This window comes from Acidobacteriota bacterium (assembly GCA_020845575.1).
GTDB lineage: Bacteria > Acidobacteriota > Vicinamibacteria > Vicinamibacterales > Vicinamibacteraceae > Luteitalea.
The window spans coordinates 32814-44576 of sequence record JADLFL010000057.1; the positions used below are offsets into that span (position 1 = coordinate 32814).

Annotated in this window: 10 protein-coding genes; 8 read left to right on the plus strand and 2 right to left on the minus strand. The window is 67.6% G+C overall.

Annotated features, from left to right (window positions below):
- Positions 1–8: 8 nt before the first annotated feature.
- The gene (locus IT182_16605; protein ID MCC6164972.1) at positions 9–1049 is read left to right on the plus strand and encodes a hypothetical protein; all 1041 of its coding nucleotides are present in this window, start codon (positions 9–11) and stop codon (positions 1047–1049) included.
- An 11-nt stretch (positions 1050–1060) separates the two neighbouring features.
- The gene (locus IT182_16610; GenBank protein ID MCC6164973.1) at positions 1061–1639 is read left to right on the plus strand and encodes a nucleotide exchange factor GrpE; all 579 of its coding nucleotides are present in this window, start codon (positions 1061–1063) and stop codon (positions 1637–1639) included.
- Positions 1640–1794: 155 nt separating this feature from the next.
- On the opposite strand, the gene IT182_16615 is transcribed toward IT182_16610, so the two are convergent.
- Both IT182_16615 and IT182_16620 read right to left on the minus strand, forming a co-directional pair.
- Entirely contained in the window at positions 1795–4389 is a 2595-nt protein-coding gene (locus IT182_16615; protein MCC6164974.1) for an ABC transporter permease, read from the minus strand.
- A gap of 26 nt (positions 4390–4415) precedes the next feature.
- A complete protein-coding gene (locus IT182_16620; GenBank protein ID MCC6164975.1) occupies positions 4416–4772 on the minus strand; it encodes a PadR family transcriptional regulator in 357 nt (118 codons plus the stop codon).
- A gap of 435 nt (positions 4773–5207) precedes the next feature.
- Here IT182_16620 and IT182_16625 point away from each other — a divergent pair, with 435 nt between their 5' ends.
- From IT182_16625 to IT182_16650, 6 genes are all read left to right on the plus strand, one after another.
- Positions 5208–7619, plus strand: a complete 2412-nt coding sequence (locus tag IT182_16625) for an ABC transporter permease (GenBank protein ID MCC6164976.1) — start codon at positions 5208–5210, stop codon at positions 7617–7619.
- A 75-nt stretch (positions 7620–7694) separates the two neighbouring features.
- Complete coding sequence (locus tag IT182_16630) at positions 7695–8522, plus strand: hypothetical protein (GenBank protein MCC6164977.1); 828 nt, start codon at positions 7695–7697, stop codon at positions 8520–8522.
- Positions 8519–9397 (plus strand): nucleotidyl transferase AbiEii/AbiGii toxin family protein, encoded by an 879-nt coding sequence (locus IT182_16635; protein ID MCC6164978.1) that lies wholly within the window; start codon positions 8519–8521, stop codon positions 9395–9397. Before IT182_16630 ends, IT182_16635 begins: the two co-directional genes overlap by 4 nt.
- A gap of 369 nt (positions 9398–9766) precedes the next feature.
- Complete coding sequence (locus tag IT182_16640; GenBank protein ID MCC6164979.1) at positions 9767–10912, plus strand: saccharopine dehydrogenase NADP-binding domain-containing protein; 1146 nt, start codon at positions 9767–9769, stop codon at positions 10910–10912.
- 38 nt (positions 10913–10950) lie between these two features.
- Positions 10951–11187: a type II toxin-antitoxin system prevent-host-death family antitoxin gene (locus tag IT182_16645; GenBank protein ID MCC6164980.1), complete on the plus strand. Its 237-nt coding sequence runs from the start codon at positions 10951–10953 to the stop codon at positions 11185–11187.
- Complete coding sequence (locus IT182_16650; protein MCC6164981.1) at positions 11112–11630, plus strand: type II toxin-antitoxin system VapC family toxin; 519 nt, start codon at positions 11112–11114, stop codon at positions 11628–11630. The genes IT182_16645 and IT182_16650 overlap by 76 nt, the downstream gene beginning before the upstream one ends.
- The last annotated feature ends 133 nt before the right edge of the window (positions 11631–11763 follow it).

Sequence of the window (11763 nt, forward strand, 5' to 3'; positions counted from 1 at the left end):
AGCGCGGCGTGCGCGCGATCCTGATCCTGACCGCCATCGCTGTCGCGGTCCTGGCGGCGCCGTCGGCCGCCGCGCCGCCCTTCGACGCCTCGACGCTCGCGCCTCACGGCGACGCGCCGGTCGAAGCCATGCCGTACGCGTACGACCTCGCCATCCGGAGTACCGACGAGACGATCGGCGCCGACATCGAGGTCGCGATCCCACCGGCGGCGCTGTGGCTCGGCATCGAGGGTCTGGCCGGCGTCGCGCACGACGAGGACGGCCGTTCCGTGCGATGGCAGGGAGAGCTGCCGGCGGGCGAGACTCGCGTACGCGTCCACCTGCTCGCGGGCCGCGCGGCAGGCGGACAGATGTCGACGCTGCGCGTGACCCTCCGTCCATGGCAGGGCGAGCCCACGTACCTCTCGCACATGGCGGAGGTCGATACCCGGCCCGCACGCGCTGTCGTCAGCGTGGGCCGCATCGGCGTGTCTGCGGCAGGCGTCGCGGTGCTGGCCTGGCTGCTCGTCGGTGCGGTGACCTGGCTCCTGCTGCGCGTCCTGCGCCCTGACGCCGCGGCGTGGGTGCCGTTTGCCGTCGTGCTGCCGCTTGCCTTCCTGTCGTACTTCGCCTGGCTGGCGCGTGAAGACGTCCGCATCCTGCGGCTCCCGGCCACCACGTGCGCGGTGCGCGATCGCGTGCTCGACTCGCGCACGACCTCGTCGAACACGTCGCCGCGGCGCGGACCGCAGACGGTCTACCAGCCACGCGTCGCTGTGTCGTACGCGCGCTCGGGCGAGGTGGCGTACGCCCAGGGATTCGGCACCGACAGCCGGCTGTCGCGCGGTTCGTCGGTGGCGGCAGGAACGCCGCTCGCGGCGTTCACCATCGGCGCGACGGTGCCATGCGCCATCGACGATCGCGACCCGACGCGCGTCTATGTCGAGCGCGGGTTCGGGGGCGCGTATGTGTTCGCACTCATCCCGCTGCCGGTGCTGGCACTGGGCGTGTGGGCGGTGAGGATGCCGCGAACGCGGCGAATACGGAATACTGGCAGGAGCGCCAGATGAGGGAAGAGGGCATGTCAGAAGAACCCGTGAAGGTGGTCGACAGGCGGTGGTGGGCACGCGAGGCGTCAGAGGAGACGTCCGCCGAGGAGAGCGTCGCGTTCGACAAGCCGACGTACGTGCAGGAGCTCGAGCAGCAGCTCGCGGAGAAGAACGAGCAGCTGCAGGAGTACATCACGGCCGTGCATGAGGCGCAGCGCGAGTTCGACGCGATGCGCGCGCGCGTGCGCAAGGAGGCGTCGCGCGACGCGGAGCTCTCGCGGCGGGCCGTGTTCGCCGATCTGCTCGACGTGGTCGACAACCTCGATCGCGCGCTGGCCGCTGCGCGCGCGGCAGGCAGCGCCGACCCCCTCGTGCAGGGCGTGGACATGGTCCGCCAGCAGTTCCTGCACAAGCTCGCCGGCTATGGCATCAGCCGCATCGAGCCCCTTGGCGAACCGTTCGATCCCGAGCGCCACGAAGCCGTCACCACGGTGCCCGTCACCCCCGACTTCGCCGACGGCATCGTTGCCGGCGTTGCCGCCCCGGGTTACCTGATCGGCGAAGACGTCCTCCGCCCCGCCGCCGTCGCCGTCGCCTCCACCACGCTGTAGGGGCCGGACTTCCACCTTCGCCCGACCTCTCGCTCCGCGCTTCGTCGGGCTACGGCGGGACAGGTCGTCCGGCCCGCGTGATTCTGCCCGCTGTAGGGGCGACCCTTGTGGTCGCCCGTCATCGGCACGATCGTCGCCGCGGGCGGCCTCCTGCGCTACTCCTCACGCAGCGCCAGGAGCGGGTCGGTACGCGCCGCTCCTCGCGCCGGCACATAGGTGGCCGTGGCGGCGACGAGCAGCAGCGCCGCCAGCGCGACGCCGATGCTGGCCGGGTCGTGCGGACTCAGCCCGAACAACATCGACGAGACGACACGCGTGACGACGATCGCCGCCGGAATGCCGATCGCCACGCCGAGGACGACCAGTTTCAGCGATTCCCCGAGAAACATCCTCTCGATCGTCCCTGGTTCCGCACCGACGGCGATTCTCAATCCGATCTCGCGGCGTCGGCGCGCAACGCCGTACGCGAGCACACCATAGAGTCCGATGGCCGCGATCAACAGCGCGAGCACGCCAAAACTTGTGGATACCTGTGCGACGAGCCGCTCGACGACGAGCGTACGGTTGACGATCTCCCGGAAGGGCACGACATTGGCGAGCGCCATGTACCTGTCCACGGATCGAGCGACGCCAACCAGGTCTCGCATCACCGGATCCGGGTCGCCGGATGTCCGAACGGCGAGCCGCACCACGGGAGTGCCACCCACCTGACGGTAGGGGCGGTAGTACATCGGTGGCGAGTCATCTCTCAGATTGACCCACTTCGAGTCCTTCACCACGCCCACGACTTCCATCAGTTCCGCGGCTCGCGAGCGTGTTTCCCTGAAGAACCGCGCACCGAGCGGATCCGTTCCCGGCAGGAACCGACGCGCGAATGACTCGTTGACGATGGCGACCAGTGGCGCGCGTTCATCATCCGACGACTCGAACTCCCGGCCCGCGACCAGCGGCGTTCCCATGGCGCCGAGGAAGCCGGGCGAGATGCGCTGTTCGATGATGGTGGTCTGGTCATCCTCCGGTCTGGCACGCCCTGGAAAACCGACGCGAAACGCGACAGTCCCTCCGGATAGCTGGCCAACGTGACTGAACGCGGCTGTCTCCACGCCAGGCAGCGCGGCGACCCGGGTGCGAAGTTCCTCGATCAACTGGTCCCGGCGATCCTCCGCATAGTCTCTCGGGAACGCGATGTCGGCCACGAGAAGACGGTCTTCGCGGTAGCCGGCGTCCTGGCCACGCAGATTCTCCACGGTGCGGACGAAGACGCTCGCGACGATGAGCAGCGCCGTGCACATGGCGACCTGGCCAACGAGCAGGCCGCGGCTCAGCACGCTTCGATTCGGCCGTCCCGCCCCCGCGCGTGCCTTGAGCGCGGACGTGCCGATGCTCCCTGTACTGCGAAGGGCTGGCACGACGCCGAACAGCGCACACGTGCCGATCGCCGACACCACGACGAAGCCGAGCACGTGCGCATCCAGTTCGAATCGAAGATTCGGCAGGGCGATGATCTGTTCCGGAGGCAGGAACGCGAGAAGCGCCCCGCTGACCCAGTACGCGACGCCGAGGCCGAGCACCGCCCCCAGCGCTGTCAGGAGCACGCTCTCGGTGACGAGTTGGCGGACGATACGACTCCTCGACGCGCCGATGGCCGCGCGCACGGCGATCTCGCGTGCCCGGGAGTCCGTCGCCGCCAGCATCAGATTCGCAAGGTTTGCGCACGCAATCAGCAGCACGAGCGCGGCAACCAGGGCGACCAGCAGCAACGGGCGATAGAGGCGAACGCGCAGCGTCGAATAGCCGGTAGCACCAGGCTCGAACTGGACAGGCCGACCCAGAATGGCTGCGCTTTCCGCTTCCGCTCGAGCGAGCGTCACACCGGGCTGCAGGCGCCCCATCACGCGCATCCATCGACCTCGCACGCGCGCATCGTCGTTTGGCGGAACAACCTGTTCGATCGACACCCAGATATCGACGGGGACATCGATCTCCGTGCCTCGAAAGCCCCGTGGCGCGATGCCCACGATCGTGAACTCGCGGGTTGCACGGCGAAATCGTGTACCGAGAACGGACGCGTCGGCGTTGTACTGACGTCGCCAGTACTCCTCACTGATCACGGCAATCGGTTCTCCGGGTGCACCGGGATCCGGCTGACGGAACACGCGTCCCATGGACGCGTGGACACCGAGCACGTCGAAGTAGTTGTCGGACACGAGCTGGACGATGACACCGCGCCTCTCACCGTCCACCTCGATCTCGTCGGGCCGGCCGTACAGCTGTGCGCTGGCGATGACGCCGGACAGCTCCCTGCTCGCGCGCTGCAACGTCTCGTGCGTGATCAGCGTGAAGGCCTCCGCCGTGGTGCCGTCAGGGCGACGCTCGACAAGGCGAACCAGTTCCCCCGGGCGTTCGACGGGGGGGTCGCGCATGAGCAGCGCGTTCATCACGCTGAACACGGCCGTCGTCCCGCCGATGCCCAGCATCAACGTCAGGACGGCCGTGGCAGACAACACGGGTCTTCGACGCAGCAGCCGGCTGGCGTATCGAACGTCCTGGCCGATGCGCTCGATCCAGAGCCATCCCCAGGCGTCGCGCGCGTCCTCCTCGACGCGTCCACGATTGCCGAGATGTCGACGGGCAGCGACCCTGGCCTCGTCTTCGGCCATGCCGCGGGCCATGGCCTCCTCGCGCTCCTGCTCCAGATGGAAATCGAGTTCGGCGCGCAGTTCGGCCTCCTTGCGCCGCCGTTGAGTCATCCATCGGAGTCTGGTCAGCAGGGTTCTCACGAGGACTCCGATTCGGCGGGGTTCAGCACCAGGCCGACCGCGCGGGAGAAGGTGTCCCATTTGGTTCTCGCCGCCGCCAGTTCCCGTCTGCCCCGTGGCGTCAGTCGGTAGTACTTCGCCTGCTTGCCCTTGTCCGAGAGCTCCCACGAGGCCTGGAGCCATCCCTTCGCCTCGAGTCGATGCAATGCCGGGTACAGCGATCCGGTTTCGACCTGAAGCAGATCTTCGGACGATCGCTGGATATGCCTGGCAATCGCGTGGCCGTGGTTGGCGCCGGTAAGCAACGTGCGGAGGATCAGCAGGTCAAGCGTCCCCTGGAGCACGTCGACACGCGACCGACTCTTCGGCTTCATTGTGTAGGCACACTACTCAAATATCCGTAGGATGTCTACCCTTGACCGGAACGGGATGGCCCGTGCGCGTCGGAAAACCTTGCCGATCGTCGAAAAGTGACCAATACGTCACGCTGCGTCGAAAACTCTCACGTCCTGGTGTCTTGCGTCGAAGACCCGCCCGGTCGCCTCGCTTCGGGTATGTGACGGGCCACCGGCATTTCAGACCGTAGGGGCGACCCTTGCCTGCCCTCCGTAGCTGCGAAGCAGCGGAGAGGGTGGTCGCCCGTTATCAGGGGATCGGCGACGCAATCGGCACCCACAAGGGGTGCCCCTACATGTGTATCGTCGGCCCGCCTTCGCGACTGCGGCGCTACGGCGCGGCAGGCGGTACGATTCCGCAACGCGCGTTGGTGCTGACGGCGGCGCATGGCGCTGCCGCGAAAGGTTGTCGAGATGAAACGTGACCTCGTGCACGCCATCCATGGATTGTGGCGGACGCCGCTGTCGTCCGGGCTCGCCGTGTTGTCGCTGGCGTTCGGTATCGCTGTCGCCACCTCGTTGTTCTCCGTGGTGAATGGGGTGCTGCTCCGACCGCTGCCGTATGCCGACGCCGATCGCGTCGTGACCGTTGCCGTGATGCGTGACGAGCCCACGTACGCGCTGGCTGGCGCGGAGGCGGTTGCGGTGCGTGCCATGTCGGATGTGTTCGAGGACGCCGCCATCCTCGAGAGCTGGGAGATCAGTTGGCGACCGCTCTGGGCGATGAGCGGAACCGGCACGGGCGAACGCCTGCACGGCGCGCTGGTGGATGCCAACTTCTTCGACGTGCTCGGCGTCTCCCCCGCGCTCGGGCGAACGTTCGTGCGCGGCGGCGACGACGGGGGCGTCGTCATCAGTGATGCGCTGTGGCGACGGCAGTTCGGCGCGTCGCGCGACGTGCTGGGCCGGACGCTGCGACTGGACGGTGTGGAACGCGAGGTAATCGGCGTGCTGCCGGCGGCGGTGCACGTGACGTATCCACAGCCGACCGACGCATACGTGCAGCGCACGGACAGCGTGATCCCGATGGCCGTCTCTTACCAGGTGGTGGCCAGGCTGTCGGCGGGTGTCACCGCCGCCGCGGCGACAAGCGCCGTCCAGGGGCTCGCCGTCGAGAGCGCCAAGGGTTCGCAACTCGGCGTGATCCCCGTCGGCGATCGATTGACGGCGCCGATCGCTGCCGGTATCTGGATGCTGACGATGGCCGCGCTGGTCCTGCTCGGCGCTGCCACCGCCAACACGAGCCTCCTCCTGATCACGCAAGCCGTCCGGCGGACGAGAAGCCTGGGGATCCGCATGGCGCTCGGCGCGACGCGGTGGCACATCTTCCGACTCCTGCTCGTGGAGCATCTGCTGGTGGGCGCGGCGGCTGTCGGCGTCGGCGCGTCGCTGGCGTACACGCTCGATCCACTCGTCAGGCGGATGGCGCCCCACACGCTTCCCCGCCTCGACGAGAGCGTGCTCGACGTCCGTGCGCTCGCCTTTGCCGCGCTCGTGGCATTGGCATGCGTGCTTGTAACCAGCGTGGTGGCGCACGTGGTGATGCAACGCAGCGATTGGCGCATCACGGCAGGTGAACTGGGCCGCACGGCGACCACGCCCGCACGGGCGCTCGCGTGGCGGCGCGTCCTCCTGACGGCGCAATCGGCGCTGCTCCTTGTATCGCTCAGCGTCGCCGGCCTCCTGCTGCACAGTTTTCTCAACGTCTGGCGTCTCGACTTCGGCTTCGACACGCGCGGCGTCACCGCGGTGCGCCTGACCGCTGCGGCGTCGGCCACGCCCGAGACGCTCACGCAGGGCACCGGTGCCCGACTGGACTGGAAAGGCCCTTCCGCGCGTCTGGCCCGTGCAGCCGAGGCCCTGCGTGAACAGCTCGAAGCCGTGCCTGGCGTAACCGCCGTCGCGTCGGCATCGGCCATCCCATTCGAAAGCTCTCCTGGTTTTACGGTAGTGCCGCACGGCGACAGCCCCGATGAACCGCGAGCGTCGCAGATCCCCGCTCTCGTACGCGAGGTGAGCGACGGGTACTTCGCGCTCATGAACATCCCCGTGCTCGAGGGGCGAGCGATCTCGAAAGACGACGAGGCGCAGGGCAGGCGCGTGACGGTCCTGTCGCGCGATCTTGCAAGGCGCGTGTTCCCCGATTCGCCTGCCGTGGGTCGCACGCTGTACTGGGGCGAGCCGTACGAAGTCGTCGGGGTTGCGGGAGACGTGCGCTGGGAGGGTCCCGAGGACGCAGGCAGTCCGGCCTTCTACGTACCCACGCAGCCCGAGAATCTTGCCGCGAGGCAGATCATGGTCCGTTCGAGCCTTCCTGTCGCCCATCTGATGCAACTGGTCCGCGAGCGGATGGCCGCCATCGATCCTCTCCAGCCGGTGGACCGTGTGATCGCTCTCGATGACGTGGTGGGGCGGTCGCTCGAACAACGCCGGTTCCATGCCTCGGCGACAACGACGTTCGGTGTCCTTGCACTGCTGCTCGCGGCCATCGGGATCTCGGCCGGCGTTGCGGCGGCGGTCACCGAGCGGACACGTGAGTTCGGCATTCGCTCCGCGCTCGGCGCGTCGCGCATCCACATCAGGTGGCAGGCGATGCGACACGCGTTGCGACCCGTGGCTGCCGGTCTCGCGTTGGGTGCTGTCGCCACGGTTTTCGTGACGCGTGCCCTTCGTGCGTTTCTCTTCGAGCTGTCGGCTTTCGATCCGTGGTCCCTGACCGCCACTGTGATTGTGGTGACGCTCGTCGCCGTGGCAGCAGCGTGGTACCCGGCCAGGCACGCCGTTCGTATCTCCCCCGTCGAGGCACTCCGGGCCGAGGACCGGTAGTGGCATCCCGGAGGCCCTATCTCAAACATATTCATATTTCTACGAATTTGTCGTCATTAGACATATGATTGGGGAGTGGCGAACGCGTTGGATCGGCTGCTGGATCTGCGGCTGGGACACGGTCGGCAACACCTGACCAAGGTCGAAGCCATGGAAGCCGTCGACCTGTCGGCAGCGGCCTTCAACGCCGCTGCGGCACGACTGGTGCGTCAGCGCCGGCTGGCTCGACCGAAGCAGGGCTTCTTCGTCATCCTCCGCCCGGAGGACCGCGTCGCCGGAGGTCCCGACCCGGCCCGCTGGATCGACCCGCTGATGCGCTACATCGGCGTCGACTACCGGGTATCGCTGCTGCGGGCCGCGGCGTTTCACGGCTCCTCCCATCAGGCGGCGCAGGTCTTTCAGGTGATTGTTCCCAGACAACTGCGCCCGGTGGCCATCGAGCGCCAGCGCGTGGAGTTCATCTACCAGGCCCCCGACGCGTTCGCGGAGGTCAACACGCAGCCGTGGCTGGAGCAACTGAAGACCGACGCGGGGTTTGCGACGGTGGCCGGTATCGAGTTGCTACTCCTCGATGCCGTGCGGTACTTCCATCAGAGTGCCGGTTTCAACGGTGCCGCGCAGATCGTGCACGACCTCGGCGGACGGGCGAGTTCACAGAAGCTCGCGCGCGCCGCGGCTTCCTACGAGAACTCCGTCGTGCGTCGTCTCGGCTACCTTCTGGAGTACTTCGGCCACACCCGACAAGCCGCCAGTCTTCAGCCGCAGGCGAAGAAGGCGAAGTCGTTCAAGCCGCTCGATCCGTCGGCGCGCGTGGTGCCCGGTCTGACCGCCAGCGTCGGCGACACGGTCGAGTCTCCAACCTGGAAGCTGCGACTGAACGTACCCGTGGAGATCGACGCGTGATTCCGCTCGCCCACATTCAGGAATGGGCCGCAACGGCGCCGTGGCGGGATTCGCGGCAGGTCGAGCAGGACCTCATCATCTGTCGCGCGCTCTACGACATCTTCAACGAGCCGTTCCTCGCCGAGCGCCTGGCCTTCCGAGGCGGTACCGCAATTCACAAGCTGCTGTTCCGTCAGCCCCTTCGTTACTCGGAGGACATCGACCTCGTGCAGGTGCGCGCGGAACCGATCGGTCCGACGGTCAACGCGCTGCGCGACGTGTTGTCGTGGCTCGGCCCGTTCAAGCGGGACACCGCCGCGCACTCGCTCCACCTCGTCTACCGCTTCACGCCGGAGTCAGAACCGACGGTCAGAGCCAAGGTGAAGGTCGAGGTCAACACGCGGGAGCATGGGCACTTGTACGACCTGCGTACATATCCCTTCGCCATCGAGAACACCTGGTTCACTGGCCGGACGTCCATCGTGTCGTTCGAGCCGGAGGAACTATTCGGGACGAAACTCCGGGCGCTTCTGCAGCGTCGGAAAGGTCGCGACCTCTTCGACTTTCACGTCGGATTCGATCAACTCTCCCTCGACTCGGCGCGTGTGATCGCAGCGTTCGACCACTATGTGGCGCAGGACGGCATGACGATCTCGCGGGCGAACGCCGAGGAGCGGATGCTCGGGAAGCTGACGCGCAGCCTGACCGAGGACATCTCGCCGCTCCTCGCGCCCGGTGTCACTTACGACGAGGCCGACGCGCTCGACGCTTTCGCACGCGTCTGGTTCGAGCTACTGGCGAGCCTGAAGGGCCAGCCTTGGTACAGGTCCATGGCTGTGATCGAAGAGTTTCGCACGACCTCGCTGCCGGGACTCTTGCGATCGACGAACGCGTGAGCGTCATTGGCCACGCCCAACCCGCAGAGTGCCGCTCGCAAGGCGGCACCTGAAGGAGTCCGTAAGTGGCCTTGGCCTTGGGGCCACCGGCCGTTCAAACCGTAGGGGCGACCCTTGCCTGCCCTCCGTAGCTGCGAAGCAGCGGAGAGGGTGGTCGCCCGTCATCGGCGGATCGGCGAGGCGATCGGGCACCCACAAGGGGTGCCCCTACACACGCTTATCGTCGGTCGGCCTTGGCACCGGCGGCGTACGTTACGTCAAGCGTTCGTCATTCGGCCCGCCTTCGTGCCTTTCGGTGCATTCGGCATTCGTCATTCAGCCCGCCTTCGCGACTGCGGCGCTACGGCGCGGCAGGCAGTACGATTCCCCATGCGCGCGCTGGTGCTCGGCGGCGGAGTCGTAGGCGAGGCCGTTGCGTGGGACCTGACCCGCGTTGCGCCTGTCGCGGAAGTGACTGTCGCCGACGTCGATGCGCGACGGCTATCGGCGATCGGCTCGCGACTCGGCGTGGAGACGAGGCACGCCGACCTGCGCGACACGACGCTCGTCGGACAGCTCGCCGCGCACGCAGACGTCACGATCGGCGCGCTGCCGAGCACGCTCGCGCTGCCTGTCATCGAGCGCATGGCGGAACTCGGACGCCGTCACGTGGACGTGAGCTTTCTCGCGGCGGATCCGCGCCAGTTCGATGCCATCGCACGCTCATCGGGCGCCACGATCGTGTACGACTGCGGCGTCGCGCCTGGCCTGAGTCACGTACTCGTCGGCGAGGCGGTGCGACACATGGCGCGCACGACGAGCGTGCGCATCGATGTCGGCGGACTGCCCGTCGAGCCCGTGCCGCCCTTCTTCTACAAGGCGCCGTTCGCCCCCATCGACGTGATCGAGGAGTACACACGTCCCGCGCGCGTCGTGCGCAACGGACGCGTCACGACGCTGCCTGCGTTGAGCGAGCCCGAGGCCGTGAACATCGACGAGGTTGGCGCGCTCGAGGCGTTCAACACCGACGGCCTGCGCAGCCTCGTCGACACCGTCCACGCCGACACGATGACGGAGCGCACGCTGCGCTATCCCGGACATCTCGCGATCATGCAAGCGCTCGCTGACGCAGGCCTGTTCGACACGAACCCTGTCGTCGTCGACGGTCGGTCTGTCGTGCCGCGCGATGTCACCTGCGCACTGCTCTTCCCGCACTGGCGCTATGCGCTCGGCGAACGTGATCTCACGGTGCTGACAGTCGATGTCGCCGGCATCGGTCACGACGAAGCACCATGTGCCTGTGGGTGGACGTTGGTGGACGTGCCGCCGAGCGGTGCGCCTCTGAGCAGCATGGCGCGCACCACAGCCGGCCCCGCCGCCATCGTCGCCCGCTGGCTCCACGCAGGCGTGGACATCGAGCCCGGCATCCATCCGCCGGAGCGCCTCGGCCTCGACGGCCACGCCCCGGCGTTACTCGATGCCCTCGACGCGAGAAACATTCGTGTCGGGCGGCATCGCCCTCCCTTCACGCGCTGATCGCCGAGGGCCGTCTCACCGGCGATACACTCAGACGCATGGCCGAGGTCACGGTTCGACAGTTGAGAAATCAGGGCGCCGAGGTGCTGGAGCGCGTTACGCGCGGTGAGGCGCTCACCGTCACGCGCGATGGCGAGCCGGTTGCCGAACTGCGCCCGCTCCTGCGACGGCCTCTCTCCGCAGAAGCGTTGGTTCGCCGATGGCGCCGGCTCCCGCCCATCGATGCCGCGAGACTGAGGGCGGATGTCGACGCCGCCGTGGATCCTCTCCTGTGACCCCGCCGACTGTCCGTCATGCACGCGGCGTGCTCGACACCAACGCCGTCATTCTGCTGTCGCGCCTCGCAGACGCGACGGTATTGCCCGCCGAGCCCGTCATCACCGCCATTACGCTGGCTGAATTGTCCGTTGGGCCACTCGTCGCCACGACAGACGAAGAACGGGCGGCCCGTCAGGCGCACGTGCAGCAGGCGGAAGCCGACTTCACACCGTTGCCGTTCGACGCCGACGCGGCCCGTGCGTTCGGGCGCGTCACGGCCTCGCTGCGCACGGCAGGGCGCAAGACCAGCGCCCGCGCGTACGACGCGATGATTGCCGCGACGGCGCTCGCTCACGGACTGCCGCTCTACACGTGCAATCCGGATGATTTCGCCGGAATCGACGGCCTCGACGTCGTCGTTATCGACACGCCGATGCCACCCACGACGAACAACAGCTGACCACCAGACGGTGATAGTTGCCCTTGCGGTGTAGCCGACGGATTCCCGCCTGCGCCGACAGCTACGGCGCGGAGGGCGACCCCTTCCTCCATACGAAGGCGCCGGTTGCATGCGCGTACCCTGAGCGCAGCGA